We start from the raw sequence: 17102 nt of genomic DNA on the forward strand, positions 1-17102 counted from the left end.
GCAGGGCAAGCCGCTCATGCAACTGACCCTCCATACCGACTACGCCTTGCGGGTGCTGCTTCATGTCGGTGCCCGCGATGAAGGCGAAATGTCATCGATCGCCGAAATTGCTAAGGCGTACGATATCTCGCGCAATCACCTGATGAAGGTGGTCCAGAGCCTGGGCCAGGCTGGATTCCTTGAGACCGTGCGTGGCCGAAATGGCGGGCTCCGACTGGGGAAACCAGCAGACAAGATCACCATCGGCGCGATTGTCCGGCGCACCGAGACCGGCTTCGCGCTCGTGGACTGCGGATCCTGTCTTATCGCGCCAGCCTGTACGCTGCCCAAGGTACTGAATGAGGCGACGCGGGCGTTCCTCAATGTTCTCGACAGCTACACCTTGGCGGACATCCTGGTTCGACCGGAAGATTTGCGTGCACTCTTCGGCGGAATACCGCAGACGACTGGAGTGGGCGCCCCTCCCCGCTAACCGTTGTTGGTAGCAGATTCATCGCGCCATTGCTGCCTCTCGGTGGGTCTGACGCCACCTAGGGGTGCCCATCCCTAAACTTCCGGATGGGTTCTCCTGGCACTTCGCGTCCACCACAAGCATCGCGCCCTGCCTTATGATGACCAGCGAAACGGCAGCATCGAATGATGCAGAAGCACAGGTCGAGGCCGGGCATTCCACAGCCCCTCCCCGTCTATGCGGCTTTGCTTGTCCGACGAGGAGATCCTCAGGTGATCAATTTCAAGCACGAGTTTTCGGAAAGGCGTGTGCGCATTTCTGCCGCGTTGCAGCCGATAATCGTTGCCATGATGGTCGCCGGCATCTCCGGCGCCTTAATGGTGGTGCTCGGTCTTGTAGTCTCGTACGGAGGCCGGAAATGGCAACTTGGCCTCGCTCGGACGCGCTCCACGGTCGTAGCTTCGACCACAAGTCGATTGAGCCCGAGGGTGTCGACCTTTGCCGGCCGTTAAGGGGTAATCAAGCAATCCGCCCCCTCCCGCGTCGCCGCATCTGAGGGGCTCTTTTCGAGATAAGGCACCGCTGATCGGATTCGCGTGTGAGCGCTGGCAAAAACGCGTGGTCCTTGGAAGATCACACGTGCACGCCAAGAGCCAAAAAGCGCCTCGGCTTTATACGCGATCTCTGGAGCGCATCGGCAGTAAGCCCTTTGAGCGGCGCCATCAATGGATGGCACCGCTCAAAGGGCTTGCTCGGGAAAGCTTGAAAGGTTGCACGGGCGCCGCCTACGCGGCGCCCGTGCAGTTCCGGTCAGGCAACAGATATCTCGACAGCAATGTTGCCGCGGGTGGCGTGACTGTAGGGACAAATCGTATCGGCCTCTGCAACGAGCGCCTCTGCAGCGCTTCGCTCAACGCCGGGAAGGGTCACGACCAGCTTGACGGCAAGCCCGAAGCCCTTGTCGCTGCGCGGGCCGATCCCGACGGTGGTCTCGACAAAGGCATCGCTCGGGATGCGCGGCAACGCCTTGTTCTGCGACGCAGCGAACTTCATCGCGCCCAGAAAGCAGGCCGCGTAGCCCGAGGCGAACAGCTGCTCGGGATTGTTGCCCTCGCCATTTCCGCCGAGTTCCTTCGGTGTGGCGAGAGCGACCGAAAAGCTGCCGTCGATGGTTCCAGCCTTGCCGTCACGGCCACCTGTGGCGCGGGCGGTGGTCGAGTAGGCGATCTGAATGGTCATGATGGTTTCCTTTCATCGAAGATGGGGGTGGGGAGCCGCTGGACAGCAAGGCTGTCCAGCGGCTCGGAAGACCGCCATCCGAGGGGGGAGGAGGCGAGGCGGTCTTCAAAAATGTGTTCGAAAGCACTGGGGCGCCCGTTGTTCAGCAGGCGCTGAATGCAAGCGGTCAGTAATCCCAGAAGTTCGCGATCCAGCGGAAGGATGCACCGTCAACTGCGACATGGCCGACAGACGGGAACGGAAGGTGCGTCGCCACGAACAGTTCGCCGGTGACTGCCGCATCCTTCAACAGTTCGACGCGCACGCGCACGGACTCTTCCGGATCATGTTCGAAGCCATTGTGCCAGTCGGGGTGATCGAAGCCGACAGGGAAGATCGCATCGCCCGCGAAGGTCAGCCGTTCGCCGCCGGACGTCAATCGGACGACGCAGTGGCCGGGAGTGTGGCCGCCGGTGAGCAAGGCGACAACGCCGGGCGCCACTTCATATTCCTTGTCGAAGGTGTGGATCTTGTCGCTGTAGAGTTCCATGAACTGCGTGGCCGTCGAACGCAGGACGTCCGGCACCGGCGCCGGCATGTCGGTGAGCGAGAAATCGGGCGATTTCCAGAACTCGACTTCGGCGGAGGCGACATGGATCCGAACGTCCGGACGCAGCCGGTTCTTGACGTCATCGACAAGCAGCCCGCCAATATGATCCATGTGCATGTGGGTAATGACGATATCGGTCACCGATGCGAGATCGATACCCGCTGCCGCCAGGCGCTTGGGGAACTGGCCGGCGCGGGGAAAGCCAGGAAACTGCCCACCGAGCCCGGCATCGACAAGAATGGTCTGGGAGCCACTGCGTACGACAAGGACGTTCAGCGCCCAGTCGAAGGCATCCGGCCCCACGAACATCTCCTTGAACCATGCGGCTCGGGTTTCCGGATCGACGTTGGTCGACATCGTCGAGGTGGGCAGAGGCAGCACGCCGTCGCTGACCACCATCACCTCAAGCTCACCGACCTTCAATGCATAGCGCGAGGGAACCAGTTCTTCGAAACCTGCTCCGGCCGCCTGAGAGAAAATATCCTGCTTCATGTTCCTATCCTCGTGACGCCGCCCTTAATCACGGCATCGACAAGGCTACGCAGGGGTCCCGATGGGATCGATTGGGTCGAGTAACGGTTTGAACCATACTACGGTATAGGTTCGGCAATGCGGTTTGCGAGGCGAGTAGAGACCCCTTGGCGAGACGACACGTTCGCGAAGTCAGTCCCGCAAGCACAATGCCGAAGGTTCAGCATCAGCCGCGCGATTGTTGCCCAGGCATGGTCGATACCTCGCCTGTAAAGGCGGTCGGCCCGGGGCAATCGTGTGCCCCGTCCGGACGAATACCGACCGCAGACGACGAAGATGAGCTGGAGCGGCGAACTGGCTAGGCCGAGGTCGAACCCGTGCAACGCGGGATGGTAAAGCAGAACTCCGCGCCGCCGTCAGGATGGTTGGCAGCAGTAATGCCCCCCCCGTGCGCGATGATGATCGACTGGCAAATGCCAAGACCGATCCCCAGTCCCCCTTCCTTCGTCGTGAAGAAACCATCGAATACATGATCGATGTTGGCCGACGAGATGCCTGGGCCCGTGTCGCGAATGGTGCAACGCAGTCTGCCAATCTCATCGCATTCTGTCGCAAGAATAATCTGGCTCTCGGTGCTGCACGTCGCTTCAAGAGCCTGAATGCTGTTCATGAGCAGGTTCACGACCACCTGCTGCAATTGAATGCGGTCGCCGCGTACCTTGGGCAGCTCCTTGGCAACGGTGGTCGTTATCTTAATGCTGCGGGATTCGATCTCATGCTGCAGGAACAGCATCGATTCCTGGACTACCTCGGCCAGGTCGAGTTCGGATTGCTCCGGCTCGTGCTTGGCTGCCATTCCGCGAATGCGCTGAACAATGTCGTTGGCCCGATTTGCACCGGCCGCGATCCGCGTCGTCAATTCCTTGACCTTTGCGAGGTTAGGTTCCGGTCTGGCAAGCCACCGCAAGCTGGTTTCGGCGTTAGTTAGAATTGCCGCAAGCGGTTGATTAACCTCATGGGCAATCGAAGTCGTCAGTTCGCCAAGGGTGGAAATACGCGCGGCGTGCGTGAAATCCGCCTGCAGCTGGCGCAACTGCGCCTCCATCTGCACTCGAGCCGTCACATCCTGGATACTGAAGATCGTGACATCCAGATCGTCGGGCAAGATAGGGTAGGTTACGGAAAGCTGGACATCGAGGATTCTGCCATCGAACGTCCGGATCTTGGTCAATTCGCTATGACCGGCCTGCCCTTTGAAACGACCAATCATCACATTGCGAAGCGCATTGCGATCGGCAAGGAACAAATATCCGACCGGCCGGGTCAGATCGAGGGCATTCTCGCCGCCGAACAGTTCCACGGCGCGGCGATTTACATCCGTGACCGTCACCGTTTCGGCAGCGTAGTCGACCAGCTCGGGGTGTTCGTCCAGGTAGCGACCGAAATCCCCCACGCCGCTGTCCCAAAGGCTCTTGTAGATCTTACCCATATGGCTTGCGTCCACCTGAAGAAGGGCGGTCGGCATATGGTGGATGAGCTTGCGATAGCGCGCCTCGCTCGCCCGAAGGTAGAGGTAGGATCGATCGTCATCGGCGGTCCCCGTGACAGCAACGAAAATGCGGCCTGGGGTATCGGCCAGCCACAAGGTCAGGACCGGCTCGCGCAATATTCCGTCCGAGGCAAGCTGCCGCTTGTGAACCAGCCCTACCACGCCGGAATTCACCGCCTCGACAATCAAGGCGCCCAGCTCGGCGCGGCTTTGCATAGGCCAGAATGCCGCTACGGACTGGTCGATCATCACAGCCGGCCCACGGTTCCCACCGACGAGCCGGGCCGCGCGTTCGTTCACGTTGATTACGCGGCTAGCCTGGACCACGGCCAACAACCGTGCCTCGGCGTCATCGGCAGCGTCCTGCGAGCCTGCGTTCGTGACCGCCTCGATGAGCGCGCGGGCGCCCGCAATGTCGATCTCCCAACTGGCGGCCATGAGACGGTCAGGGATATGCCAATCCGTGCCTTCCAGTTCCCCCTCGGCCATCGCGCGTCGGCCATATTCGACAATGTCTTTGAGCGAGCCGTCCGCATGAAACCGTGCATACCGACGCACATCAACGGTCACATCGCTACCTGACGCCGTGCGGCGGCGGGCCTGACCCTGCCAGGCGCCTTCCCGAAGCAGCAATTGCCAATGATCTCGATCTTCTGGCGACTGTTCCGATACCGCGTCTATCACCCGGCCGATCATGCTTAGGGACGGCCAGCCATAGAGCGCTTCGGAGGCGGGGTTCCAGTATCGAACCGCCCCTTCGTGATCGAGGACGATTATGCTTTCCGATGCGAGATCGGTAATGTGCAGCTCGCCTGTGAGCGCACCCGTTTCCGGCACAGCAGGATTCATTCGGAAAACCCTTGGGGCAGTGCGACGTCTCTGCCCTGAAGCGCCAGCCTCAATTCCCGCAGCAAGTCCCTGTCCGCAACCGGCTTGCCCAGCCATGCTCGGGCTCCAGCGGCGAGGGAGCGCGTACGGGTCTGGTCGTCGGTCACCGATGTGACGACTATGGCCGGCAAATCAATTCCAAGAGCACGCAGATGCTCAAGAAGCTCCAGCCCGCTCATGCCCGGCATGCGCATATCAGTGATCAGGCAATCGAATGATGCCCGCCCGGCCTCGGCCAGAAACGTCGCGGCCCTCTCGAACGGTTGACAGGCATACCCCTCAACCATCAGCAATTCCGAAAGAGCGTCGCGAATTGCATCATCATCGTCCACGATCGCAACGATGGGTATCCTCGACAAGCAGAACAGTCCTCATACGAGCGGCCTAAGGCCAATGAGGCATATGTCGCTCAATCGGGCAACCATTGTAACCATACTAAGGTCTAGGCCGATTGGCCCTGGCGGAGCTCTTCGGGCAGGATTTCCCATGCCCGGATCAGCTCGCCGATCGAAGCGACCTGCATTTTCTTCATGACGTTGCTGCGGTGGAGTTTGACCGTGATTTCGGTGATGCCAAGATCATAGGCAATCTGCTTATTGAGCCGGCCGCGCGCCACTTCGCGCATGACCTGGCTCTCACGAGGCGTCAGCGTCTCGAAGCGATCGACATGTTCCTTGACAACCTTTGCAGTCTCGCGGGTTTTGGCATCGAGTTCCACGCCTGCAATAACGGCATCAATCAGCGTCTGATCCCGAACCGGCTTGGTCAGGAAATCTATCGCACCGGCCTTCATGGCCTGAACCGACATCGGAATATCGCCATGTCCGGTGAGGAAGACGATCGGTCTCGAAACGCCTGCTGCCGCGAGGCGCTGTTGCAGATCCAGGCCGCTCACTCCCGGCATACGCACATCAAGAACGAGGCAGGAAGCGCGCTGCAGCAAGGGTGAATCGAGAAGCTCACGCGTAGATCCAAACCCGTGCGCCTCCATCCCGACGGAAACCAGCAACTCCTCAATTGCCATGCGGACGTCTTCGTCGTCGTCAACGATCAGAACGAGCGGAGACTCGTCGACGTGGATGCTAACGTTCATGCTGTATCCCCCAAATCCATTTTCTGTTCGCTACCCTTGGCCCTGCGCTTTCGCGAATTGAGCCTCCCGTCGAACCAGACGCTTACGTCTCCAGAAAACCCGTCCGAAGCCTTGTCCCGAACCGACCGACCGATATCGGCAAGCGAACATCCTTTCAGCGTATCGCGCATTGCCTTCTCCGCCTTCAGCATTACGGCATGGATCGAACAGACACCGTCAGTCGCCCAGTTGGGCGGACGGTCGCCAAAGACAGCGCAGCGCCCCCTGATTTCGTGGCAAACGAACAGAGGTTTGCGACCATCTATTGCATCGACGATCTGCAACAGGCTGATCTGATCCGGCGATTTTGCAAGCAAATAGCCGCCTCGAATTCCATCCGAGGCGTGCACAATTCCCGCCTTTGCCAGCTTGCCGAAAATCTTGATCACGAAGGTAGGGGAGATGCCCTGGAATTCAGCGAGATCGCGGCCGCTTCGCGGTCGGTCTTTGGCATCCACAAGCCATAGGAGGCAGTGAATTCCATATTCCACGCTGGCAGACATCTGGCTCATAACGAAGACACTATTGATCCTCGTTATCAAAGACAACCTTAGTCGAGCTGAATATTTGCGCTCCAAGGATCCCACGTCACAGACCGGTCCGTACCCCTGAGCAGCCCCGTCTTTACTACACCAAGTGGGAACCGCGGGCTGAAGAGATTGGCGTCACGTCGCTCGGCGACAGCCCACGCTCGCGTTTGAACGCGTGGCTGAACGCCCCCTCTGAACTGTAGCCAACTATTCGGCTAATGGCGCCAATGCTATGGTCGCCGCGCGTCAAGAGATCCTCAGCGAGGTGCATCCGCCATTTGGTGAGGTATGCCATTGGCGCGAAGCCCGTGGCATCCTTGAAACGCAGAGCGAACGCTGTTCGCGACATCCCGATTTCCTTCGCCATTCCATTGACTGTCCAGAGGAATGCTGGACGTGAATGGAGCAGCGCGATGGCCGGCCCGATTTTCTGATCGGCGATACCACGAAGCCACCCGGTACTATCGGCGGACAGCCCATCGAAATGACCACGGACGAGCTCAAGAATAACGAGTTGCGCCAATCTGGGCAGAGCCAGGCCGTGTCCGATTCGGGAACGGCGAAGTTCATCCGCCATACGCTCAACCAAAGTGCCAACGACGTCATCAGGCGCTTCCAGACTGTTCATAAGGATCAGCGGAGGCAGAAGGTCATGCAGGACGTGACCACGCTTGCCGTTCAGCTTGGCTCCGCCACCGACAAGTGTGACCCTCGCTCCGTCCCCTATGCGACGGAAACCGTCTGACACAACCAATTCGCTAAAATCGCAGCCCGGTATCGCGAGCGCGCCCGGTTCGCTGGCCAAAACATGCGGTAGCTTCCCATTGAACAACACGACATCGCCCGCAGAAAGCGGGTATGTGCCATGGTCAGGCGAATAAAGGCAGGCGCTGCCCTCCAGAATCGCGATGAACTTCAATCCATCGGCCTCGCTGCACTCCAGGGCCCAGTTCCCGCCGGCGCAAAGGCCACGCGATGCCACTGCCTCCGGTTCGATCAATGCAAGCAGGTCGGAAAGGGGATCCATGGGCATGTTGGGACGATCGCGAAAGAATTCAGGGGCCACAAACATGGTGAGCGGAAACGTCTCTGCCTAGCTCTCCTCGAATAGAAGGAGATGCATGATGATCCGCAAACAGATGCCAATTGGTTCGAAGTTCGGAGCTTTTACGACCGCTTCAGAGGTGATGGCCGGAGTGAACCTTACGGGACGGACGGCCATTGTAACGGGCGGAGCGGGAGGCCTTGGTCGTGAAATCGTATGCCATCTAGCCAGGGCTGGTGCCGAAGTCGTAGTCCCGGCTCGTTCCATGCAGCGGGCCCATGAAATGCTCCGAGGAATCGGTAGGGTCGAAATTGCAGATGTGGACCTCAGCGACTTGCGATCCGTCGATGATTTCGCTGCCGCCTTCGCCAGCAAAGGAAAGCCACTCGATTTGTTGATCAACTGTGCGGGCGTCATGGCCATCCCGTTCAGCCGCGACCGACGAGGGATCGAGATGCAACTTTCCTGCAATCACCTCGGGCACTTTCTTCTAACGCAGAAGCTTTGGCCCTCACTGGTGGCAGCGCGTGGCGCCCGCGTCGTAGCGCTTTCCTCGCGCGGCCATGTCATGGGAGGTATCGATTTCGACGATCCCAATTTCGAGCGCCGCCCCTACGATCCCGTCATTGCATACGCACAAGCCAAAACCGCAAATGCCCTGTTTGCGCTCGAACTGGATAAACGGGGAGAAGAAGATGGCGTTCGTGCCTTTTCAGTTCACCCCGGTTCGGTGCTGACAGGCCTGTTCAAGCATGTCTCCATGAAAACGCTGCGCCATCACCAGGTCGTGGACGAGCAAGATGAGCCCATCATAGCGCCGGAGAACGACCGGAAAACCTTGGCGCAAGGAGCGGCCACCCCCCTATGGTGTGCGATCTCGACCGACCTCGACGGCAAAGGTGGAGTCTATTGCGAAGACTGCGATATCGCCGCCGAGTCCCCGTCTGATCCTGGCATTTGGAGCGGAGTGAAGCCGTGGGCATCAGATCCGGACTTGGCTGCAAGGCTCTGGTCTATGAGTATGAAACTAACCGGCGCCGCCTGACCGGCCATTACTCCCCCACGCTAGTGCCTTTAGGTCTTAAGGATAGGTCGCTCTCTTCCTGGGCACGATATTCAAAACTTGCGCCGGCCGACAAACAACATGTGCCACGCTTTCTCGAATTGTTCGAGTGAAACGTGAAGCACAACTCAGGCACGGATATCGTCATGCCAATTCTGGAACAATTCATGCTGCAACGGCGGACCTTCATGGTGTCCGGCGCTGTAACCGCGATTGCCGGCAGCATCGGCTGGCCTGCATCCGGCTTCGGATCAACTCCACCAAACCACGCGTATGGAGATAATCAGATGAACTTCATCACCGCAAAAGATAGCGCCCAGATCTTTTACAAGGATTGGGGGCCGCGCAATGCCCAACCTCTGGTGTTTCACCACGGTTGGCCACTGACCGCTGACGAGTGGGACAACCAACTGCTCTTTTTCCTGTCGCAAGGCTACCGCGTCATTGCCCATGACCGCCGCGGCCATGGCCGGTCGACGCAGACTGATACCGGCAACGAAATGGATACTTACGCTGCCGACGTGGCAGCACTCGTGTCCGCCCTTAACCTCAAGGGGGCAGTTCACATTGGCCATTCCACGGGCGGTGGTGAGGCAGCGCATTATGCGGCGCGCGCCAAGCCTGGTGCTCTTTCCAAGCTCATCTTGGTCGGTGCCGTTCCACCGGTCATGGTCAAAAAGGAAAGCAACCCCGGCGGCCTGCCGATCGAAGTGTTTGACGGTTTCCGTAAGGCCCTGGCCGAGGATCGGTCCCGGTTCTATCTCGACGTCGCCTCCGGCCCCTTTTACGGTTTCAATCGCAAGGGCGCAAAAATCAGCCAGGGTCTGATTCAGAACTGGTGGCGCCAAGGTATGGTCGGCAGCGCAAAGGCGCACTACGATTGCATCAAGGCCTTTTCCGAAACGGACTTTACCGAGGACTTGAAGAAAATTCTGGTTCCGACTTTGGTCATGCATGGAACCGATGATCAAGTCGTCCCATTTGCCGACGCAGCCCCGCTTGCGGTCAAGTTACTCGCGAAGGGCGTTCTCAAGGCATACGACGGCTACCCGCATGGAATGGCCGCCACAAACGCCAGCGAAATCAATCGAGATATGCTCGCGTTCATCCGTGGCTAAACGCCTGCCCGGGGTAGCAAGCGAGCCTACCCCGGGCAGCCGCTAATGGCGCGCGCCCTCCAAGAGCGAAACTATCGTTGAGGTAGTGGTTCGCCCGGATCGTCAGCTGCGACAGGCGGCTATTCGCCAATCCTTTCCCGAAACCTGCCGGTCTCTTCACGGCTAGGAGCTGATCGTCCGATCTCGGTTTCAGCGGCCGATAGACTTTCGCCCGCGCCTTTGCGGTTCAGGCGCCGATTTTCCGTTCCCAAGAGCGGCCCGTCCGCTTCCCCGTTCTGGATGCCTAAAATGACCAGAACCCGCCAGCCTCCTGCCATTGAGCGCTCGGCAAGGATGCACCTTCAACGCCTTCTTCTTAACCATGGTGAACGCTGAGCCGGCGCCACCAACGGAGCACTGGGCGATTGTCGACGTGCTGGTGGAGTATGGGAAGTGCGTTATGGTGCGTAATGTAGTCTGAGCGCAAGCATTGCCAACAGGTGAGCGCCCTTTCATGGGGCAGTGTTCAGGATCCGAAAGTTACGAGGCCCCGCTCGTCGATGTCCCAGGCCGGGTTCCAAGCAATCTCCCATGCGTTGTCGTCTGGATCCGCGACGTAACCCCGAAATCCACCGTGCTCCGGCGAGTCTGGTTCGCGCAATATCTTGCCGCCCGCCCCGGCCAGTCGCGCGATGACCGACTTCACCTCTTCCTTGGCCGACACGTTATGGGCGAGCGCGAACGCGCCGGGCCGCTGTAGTCCGCTGCGGGTCATATCCTCCTCCAGCTTGGTTTGGAGCCAAGTCCCAAGCACGAACCCGTTCATCTGGTAGAAGGCGATCTCCTCGTTCTCGAAGACCGGCTTCCATCCGAAGCCACCGTTATAGAAGCGCTTCGATTGCTCAAGGTCACGAACGCCCAGGGTAATGACGGAAACCTGCTGCTGCATGCTCGCCTCTTCAATCGATCGCCGAATGGCCGTGAACAAAACACCGTATGTGTCAGCCGGCTTTATGGTCAAGCCTAGATGGACGCTGTTAGTGCACGCTTGACAGACTTGGGAGGAACTTGGCCTGATCGTGGTGATTATGGGAACATGGGAACGGAACGCTTCGATATCCGACGATGCCGGCACGCTATTCGAGGAGAGTGATGGTGGATGAGGCCAACTTGAAACCGGCTGGTGAGCTCGCGAGGCATCGCAAGGCGGCGTTTCCCAATGAAAGCGCGGAATATTCAGAAGCCCGCGAGAGGCTACTGGCAGAGGAGATCGATTTTCGACGCCGGATGACTCGTCTGGCCGAGCATCGTCGGGCGCTACCGCCCGGCCCGCTAATCGAGAAGGACTATCGCTTTCGCGACGCGGCAGGGGCCGATCTCGGGCTGATTGACCTGTTCGGCGACCACAATACGCTGATCACCTACTTCTGGATGTTCGGACCGCAGCGTGATCGCCCCTGCCCGATGTGCACGAACTGGTTGGGGAGCGTCGATGGTAACGCCATTGATGTGAAGCAGCGAGCCGCGCTCACGATCCTGGGTCGCAGTCCGGTCGCACGCCAACAAGCCTTCGCCGACGAGCGCGGGTGGCGGAACCTCGATTTCATCCAGACGGTTGGAGACGATTATGCACTCGATCTGGGTGTACTTACGCCCGAGGGCGACGAGTATCCCGCCTTGGTCATATACCAGCGCGATGGTGACGCGGTGCGTGTCTTCTATTCAGCTGAGATGCCGGCGGAGGCAGCCGATCCAGGGCAGGACCCACGCACTGCGCCTGACATAGCCTCGCTCTGGAATCTACTCGATCTCACGCCTGAAGGTCGGGGGCCGGATTGGTATCCGAAGCTCTCCTACGATCGAGACTAATCCCGCTTTTGCCATGATCCCCGATCGTCCGTGACATAGTCCACCGAGGTATCTGGAGCCGACGGTCATTAATGGGCATTCACTTCGCCATAAGCTACCAAGGGCCCAAGGGGTCTGCAAATCCGTCGGGCAGCGGACTTCCAGTCTTGGTCTGCCTGAAGGGAGAAGTGGACCGGTCGCAGCAAGAATCGGAAAATGAGGGTTTGAGCGGCAAGGAAGGGTCGACCACCCAGAGGCCGCTTTGCGCCCATCCAAGCCGTTCGACCGCAAAATCACGATGCTTGGAAGCGGGCCGTCAGATTATGACCGGGTCTGGGACTTTCCAGTCATTCCACATGCTGCCGGCCGATGGCAGCTTACGTCAGAACCAGACATTTTGAGCTTGATCGTGCCGGTGACCAGATATGAGCAGGGCTGATCGTCAAGGAAGCTTTTGCAGGGGAGCGATGGCGGGGCCTCCGACGCAGCGACGGACCGGTCGACTTTCGGTCAGGCGGGTACAGTGACGTCGCATTTGCCACATTGATGATAGCCCTCGGGCACTGGTGTTCCGCAATTAGGGCATCGGCACTCGCGAATCAGGGCTTTGCGATGGACGCGGCTGTACCGCGAGCCCCCATCGCCTCCGCCCAAATCGATATAGACGTCGCGGACCATCATTCCCGGAGAGATCATGTTAGGGGGTTCAAGCAGGGTGGTTCCGCCCACCACGTTACTACCGATGTCTATGATGCCATATTGGCGAACGACCACACTATTTACGCTGGTGCCGACACTTCCCTTCCGGTTCGCCGCATAAGCAACGTCACGGATCAATTTGGTCATCTTCGCGATCAAGATGGGCGGCTGGGCGGCGCTTTTCAGGAGTTTACCGATCTGCGCAACGCAGTGTTTCCGGTTGATGGGGATATCGCCTGTGGCGAGAACGATTATCGGTTTAGGCGCCGCCTGATTGGCTACGGCGAAGCTGATCGAGAGAGCCGGATCGGCTACGGCGCGCGCGCCCTCCTCGCCAACCGACTCGAAGTTCGAGATCATGGCGAGGACCGGCACTCCACCGGCGAAGCCGCCGACCACGAAGGAGTGGCGGGTGTCATACCCCTTGGCCGCCAGCGGGCTGAGGCGACTATCTCCGATAATCTTGATAGCCGTGAGGAACTCGTCAAATGTCAGCGACGGTAGAAGCGGATTATCGGCAATCCAATCGTTGGGCGATTGCCCATTCATGTCTCGACCAATTCCACAATAGGTAATGAAGCCATGGGCGCCACGACACTGGAAAACAGTAAGCTTGTTGCCGCGCTCGCTGACGATACCACCTGCGGGCGCCGACAACCGGCGATCGGTCACGCAGATCGCGAATTCATTGGTCACGAGGGAGAGGTTCAGCGTCATCGGGCGGACAGAGTTTTAATGGATATGTCTTGATACAACCTTTATGCTCTCCGAGGGTCGATGCTCACTACTGAGCGAACGGCCGGTTCTTGAACGAGCGGCCATTCTCGCGCGGATCGCGGAATGGCTTAAGTTGGTCGCGAGCTGCTGAACCGGACCGTCCGCACCTTGGCATCAGCTTTTGGCGACTGAGTGACCGTCGACTGTGATGGGCAGGGTCTGGGACTTTCCCGCCATTTCAGGCGATGCCTTAAGAAGTCAGCTTCTGGGAAAACCAACTACTCGGTCGGCGGAGCAATTTGACAGAGTGACAACATCTTGACCTCCATCAGCTTCTGGCGGACATCGGATCGAGCCATTTTCCAAGCGAAGGTCGGTATAGCCCGCATGAACGCCCCAGCGAATGTCACCGCCATTCCAGTCATCTACAAGATTCTGGGTATGAGCAATAACGATCAATTAGCGCCCTTGGTCGACACGCTCACGCAGACGCCTCTCAGCGTACTCAAGATTAGCCGGGCCTATGAACGGCATGTCCCGGACCACAGTCGGTACACCGATCAGATCGGCGATGAGATTTACCGCCTTGGCCAGAAGGCACTGAATATCACAGATGGAAGCCGTCCGTCGTATCAGCGCATGATCAACGCGTTGTGCAAACAGCTGGGGTTGCCTGCCCAAGAGGACCATCTGGCCGACAACGAGACAGCTCTACTCAACCTTTTTACGTCGAAACGGCTCTCGTCGATCCCAACGGATAAGCAGCAAGCGGCCGTAAACGAGGCTCGTCAAGCAGCTGCCGAGGGTGCCAGCCGTTTTTTCGGCGCCGCAGAATGGCCCCATCTGGCCTCTTGCCTTTTGCAAGTCGCGTTCCTACGCGGGACGCATAATGAAGTTGCGCGTGCCAATAAGAGGACCAGGGAGGCAAGCTCGACGCCAGTGCCTGTCAGTCACTCTGATGCTTTGGTCATCAGCAACGATAGTGGCACCCCTGTCCTAACGCTTGCCCAAATCAGCCAATCGGATTCGGACGCTGGATGGCGCAAGGTCAGTAAGGATGACGCTGGGATTAGCCGGTTGAATCCCCTTTTGCAGGCTGTACCCGGCATGGCGACGGCCGTGGAGGTTGGCAAAAGCAATTACATGAATGTGATTGTCCCGGCTGGAACCGAATTGGTGGAGAGCGTCAAGCACGGTAGCCTTATCGGCACGGTCCGCAAAATCGGCACAAACGAATTGGCCGGGGCCGCCAAACTCGATATCGGGAAGCTTTCGACCCTGGCCACCTCCGGCGCTGCTCTCAATATTGCGTCAGCTATGCTGGCGCAAAAGCATCTCGCCGATATCAGCGAGAAGCTCTCGGACATCAAGGAAGCCATTGAGGATGTTGCTGCGTTCCAAAAGAACGAGCGTCGATCAGTCCTGACAGGATCGATCCGCTATTTTGAACAGATTGCCGGTTCCGTGATGTCCGGAGAGCTCTCGGAAGAGGTGGTTCACGTCATCGAAATGCATGAGACCAAGCTGCTGGAGGTGCAGGACCATCTTGCTATCGACATCCGCAGCCAAACCGAAGCCCTGAAGATTCTGAAAGACGAAGAGTGGGTTGGACAGGGTAAGTATATCAAGGCGCTTGATGAGCAACAGGCAGCGCTCGACAAGCTCTATCGTGAAATGCTGTTGTGCCTACGGGCGCGAGCATGTGGCTGGCAGCTCCTCTCTGCCTTCCCTGGACGAGAACAGCGTAAAGAAGATCGGCTTCAGGATATCAGAGCCTCTGTATTAGCCTTGTTCCCGCAGGGCGAGGCCGCCGGTGAGCTAGACCGGCTCCTCCGCGAGAAAATCAAAGCCGTCTCCAGCGCGGCTGAGCGCTCCAAAATTTTGCGGAACGAAAACGCTCTAATGGACCGCATCTCGGCTCAAAGCGCAATTGTGTTCGATGGCCTCCAAACAATCGCCACGGATATCTCCACTCACGACATCCCCCTTTCGATGGATTTGCAAATTGAAGACGGGGTCATCGTAGCAACGCGTATGCGTTGATCTGCAAACAGCTCCTCGCATTTGCTCGAAGCGACGAAGGCATTGTGAGGAGCCCGACTGCAGTTCTCGGAAGGCAGTACGATAGGTGTCGGTAAGAGCGGACATTCCTAGCAATGGTACGGAACGGCTCAAGCTGGTCGGCGGCCGACGCCGTGTGAGCGGCAGCTATCCCTTAAACCCAACTCTGAACCGGACGGTCGCCTACCGGCCAAAAGGCGACATTCTCGCTCACTTGAAATTCCGCCCCTTCCCGAACGTGTCGATATGCCGGTCAGGAACGAGGATATTGCGAGGCTCTGGATGCCTGGAAACCGGATCGCGCGGATCAGGCCCGCCTCAATTCTTCGCTCCATCGCCGCGCCCGAAGGGAAGTGGGAAAGCCTCGTGGGCCGCATCGCGCTCATGTCCGACTGCCGAGAGCAGCGGCGTCAGATCGATGAGCTTCCTGGCGATCACATGTATGACCTCGCCCTCGCGTTGGACCACGCCCTCGACGCCCAGCATCCGCGCGCCCATGACGATCCGCCGGTTCTCCTCGAACATGCGCGGCCAGACGATGAGATTGGCGATGCCTGTCTCGTCCTCGATAGTGATGAAGAGTACGCCCTTGGCAGAGCCTGGCCGCTGGCGCACCAGCACCAGGCCGGCGAGCGAGACGCGGCGACCGTCGCGAATGGCCTCGAGCGAACGGCAGGGTGCGATCTTCCTGGCTTCCAGCTGCTCTCGCAGAAACGCGACCGGATGGCGGCGCAGGGTAAGACCGACGTGGCCATAGTCCTCGACCACCTCCCTGCCCTCGGTCATCGCGCGTAGCAGAACGGGTTGTTCGACGATTTCGTGGATGAAGCCATCAGCGCGCGCTTCCATGGCCGCAAAGAGCGGCAACTGCTCGTCGCGCAGTGCCTTGATCGCCCATTGTGCCTCGCGGCGGGCCAGGCGAAGCGTACCCATCCGGCGGGTCCCGCCTTGTCGATGAGCTGAGGGACGGGTCTTAAGTGCGCTCGTAAGAGTGCGCTTTGGAGCGGTCGATGGGGCAGATCACAGTGTTTTCCGGGCCGGAGCGGCGGCGCCGTTGGAGCGACGAGGAGCGGCTAGAGATTCTGAACGAGGCGTTCGCTCCCGGCGCTTGCGTTGCCGAGGTTTGCCGGCGGTACGATATCTCGTCAGCGCTGATCTATACTTGGCGGCGGAAGCTGCGCGAGATGCAGGCTGAGCCGCAGGCCGATGATTTGCCCGCTCCCGATTTCGCCGCGGCCGTGATGATCGAGGATGCCGAGGGCGCGCACGCTGGTGGGCAACCGGCGATCGTCATCGACCTCGCGCGCGGCAAGCGGATCAGCATCTTTGCCTCCGCATCGCCGGCGCTGGTGGCATCGGCCTTGAAGGCGTTGCGATGATCCCTTCCGGCGCCCGTGTGTGGATTGCGATGGGTCACACGGATATGCGCAAGGGGATGCAGGGGTTGGCCTTGCTGGTGCAGCAGGGCCTCAAGCGCGATCCCCACGGCGGCGATCTGTTCGTGTTCCGCGGGCGGGCCGGATCGCTGGTGAAGCTGATTTGGCACGATGGGATCGGCATGTCGCTCTACGCCAAGCGGCTTGAGAAGGGCCGCTTCGTCTGGCCATCGGCCAAGGACGGGATGGTGTCGCTGACAGCCTCGCAACTCGCCTGCCTGCTCGACGGGATCGACTGGCGGAACCCGCAGTATTCCTGGCGTCCGCAGAGCGCTGGATAGGGGCGT

The 17102-nt window shown here is 59.3% G+C and carries 18 protein-coding genes; 8 read left to right on the forward strand and 10 right to left on the reverse strand.

Translation table 11 applies throughout. From position 1 onward, the window contains the following. The first annotated feature begins 16 nt into the window (after positions 1-16). Together AC1VVM_RS23755 and AC1VVM_RS23760 are read left to right on the forward strand one after the other, a co-directional pair. Complete coding sequence (locus AC1VVM_RS23755) at positions 17-472, forward strand: Rrf2 family transcriptional regulator (RefSeq protein ID WP_482956711.1); 456 nt, start codon at positions 17-19, stop codon at positions 470-472. A 251-nt stretch (positions 473-723) separates the two neighbouring features. Next, the gene (locus AC1VVM_RS23760; protein WP_482956712.1) at positions 724-963 is read left to right on the forward strand and encodes a hypothetical protein; all 240 of its coding nucleotides are present in this window, start codon (positions 724-726) and stop codon (positions 961-963) included. 298 nt (positions 964-1261) lie between these two features. Here the strand turns inward: AC1VVM_RS23760 and AC1VVM_RS23765 are convergent, their stop codons facing one another. From AC1VVM_RS23765 to AC1VVM_RS23795, 7 genes are all read right to left on the reverse strand, one after another. Then, on the reverse strand, positions 1262-1690 hold the full coding sequence (locus AC1VVM_RS23765; protein ID WP_482956713.1) for an organic hydroperoxide resistance protein: 429 nt from the start codon (positions 1688-1690) through the stop codon (positions 1262-1264). 166 nt (positions 1691-1856) lie between these two features. Further along, on the reverse strand, positions 1857-2771 hold the full coding sequence (locus tag AC1VVM_RS23770) for an MBL fold metallo-hydrolase (protein ID WP_482956714.1): 915 nt from the start codon (positions 2769-2771) through the stop codon (positions 1857-1859). 337 nt (positions 2772-3108) lie between these two features. Then, complete coding sequence (locus AC1VVM_RS23775; protein WP_482956715.1) at positions 3109-5148, reverse strand: PAS domain-containing sensor histidine kinase; 2040 nt, start codon at positions 5146-5148, stop codon at positions 3109-3111. Further along, complete coding sequence (locus AC1VVM_RS23780; protein ID WP_482956716.1) at positions 5145-5546, reverse strand: response regulator transcription factor; 402 nt, start codon at positions 5544-5546, stop codon at positions 5145-5147. The genes AC1VVM_RS23775 and AC1VVM_RS23780 overlap by 4 nt, the downstream gene beginning before the upstream one ends. An 83-nt stretch (positions 5547-5629) precedes the next feature. Continuing rightward, on the reverse strand, positions 5630-6280 hold the full coding sequence (locus tag AC1VVM_RS23785; protein ID WP_482956717.1) for a response regulator transcription factor: 651 nt from the start codon (positions 6278-6280) through the stop codon (positions 5630-5632). Next, the gene (locus AC1VVM_RS23790; RefSeq protein WP_482956718.1) at positions 6277-6831 is read right to left on the reverse strand and encodes an RrF2 family transcriptional regulator; all 555 of its coding nucleotides are present in this window, start codon (positions 6829-6831) and stop codon (positions 6277-6279) included. Before AC1VVM_RS23790 ends, AC1VVM_RS23785 begins: the two co-directional genes overlap by 4 nt. Before the next feature lie 115 nt (positions 6832-6946). Beyond that, positions 6947-7921, reverse strand: a complete 975-nt coding sequence (locus AC1VVM_RS23795) for an AraC family transcriptional regulator (protein ID WP_482956719.1) — start codon at positions 7919-7921, stop codon at positions 6947-6949. Positions 7922-7973: 52 nt separating this feature from the next. On the opposite strand from AC1VVM_RS23795, the gene AC1VVM_RS23800 reads away from it, so the two are divergent. Together AC1VVM_RS23800 and AC1VVM_RS23805 are read left to right on the forward strand one after the other, a co-directional pair. Further along, entirely contained in the window at positions 7974-8939 is a 966-nt protein-coding gene (locus AC1VVM_RS23800; protein WP_482956720.1) for an SDR family NAD(P)-dependent oxidoreductase, read from the forward strand. 305 nt (positions 8940-9244) lie between these two features. Next, the gene (locus AC1VVM_RS23805) at positions 9245-10075 is read left to right on the forward strand and encodes an alpha/beta fold hydrolase (RefSeq protein ID WP_482957369.1); all 831 of its coding nucleotides are present in this window, start codon (positions 9245-9247) and stop codon (positions 10073-10075) included. 505 nt (positions 10076-10580) lie between these two features. Here AC1VVM_RS23805 and AC1VVM_RS23810 read toward each other — a convergent pair. Beyond that, positions 10581-11003, reverse strand: coding sequence for a VOC family protein (locus AC1VVM_RS23810; RefSeq protein WP_482956721.1), 423 nt, complete (start codon positions 11001-11003; stop codon positions 10581-10583). A 206-nt stretch (positions 11004-11209) separates the two neighbouring features. Here AC1VVM_RS23810 and AC1VVM_RS23815 point away from each other — a divergent pair, with 206 nt between their 5' ends. Further along, positions 11210-11923, forward strand: coding sequence for a DUF899 family protein (locus AC1VVM_RS23815; protein ID WP_482956722.1), 714 nt, complete (start codon positions 11210-11212; stop codon positions 11921-11923). Between the two features lie 489 nt (positions 11924-12412). Here AC1VVM_RS23815 and AC1VVM_RS23820 read toward each other — a convergent pair whose 3' ends face one another. Further along, positions 12413-13318: a zinc ribbon domain-containing protein gene (locus AC1VVM_RS23820; RefSeq protein ID WP_482956723.1), complete on the reverse strand. Its 906-nt coding sequence runs from the start codon at positions 13316-13318 to the stop codon at positions 12413-12415. A 318-nt stretch (positions 13319-13636) separates the two neighbouring features. Between AC1VVM_RS23820 and AC1VVM_RS23825 the strand changes: the two genes are divergently transcribed. Then, positions 13637-15361 (forward strand): hypothetical protein, encoded by a 1725-nt coding sequence (locus tag AC1VVM_RS23825; RefSeq protein ID WP_482956724.1) that lies wholly within the window; start codon positions 13637-13639, stop codon positions 15359-15361. A 336-nt stretch (positions 15362-15697) separates the two neighbouring features. Here AC1VVM_RS23825 and AC1VVM_RS23830 read toward each other — a convergent pair whose 3' ends face one another. Then, entirely contained in the window at positions 15698-16312 is a 615-nt protein-coding gene (locus tag AC1VVM_RS23830) for an OB-fold nucleic acid binding domain-containing protein (RefSeq protein WP_482956725.1), read from the reverse strand. 77 nt (positions 16313-16389) lie between these two features. Here AC1VVM_RS23830 and tnpA point away from each other — a divergent pair, with 77 nt between their 5' ends. After that, complete coding sequence (tnpA, locus tag AC1VVM_RS23835) at positions 16390-16758, forward strand: IS66-like element accessory protein TnpA (RefSeq protein WP_482956726.1); 369 nt, start codon at positions 16390-16392, stop codon at positions 16756-16758. After that, positions 16755-17096 carry an IS66 family insertion sequence element accessory protein TnpB gene (gene tnpB / locus AC1VVM_RS23840; RefSeq protein WP_036524680.1) on the forward strand — a complete coding sequence of 114 codons (342 nt, stop codon included), beginning with the start codon at positions 16755-16757 and terminating at the stop codon, positions 17094-17096. The genes tnpA and tnpB overlap by 4 nt, the downstream gene beginning before the upstream one ends. The last annotated feature ends 6 nt before the right edge of the window (positions 17097-17102 follow it).

Source organism: Novosphingobium sp. BL-S-33 (genome assembly GCF_056857025.1).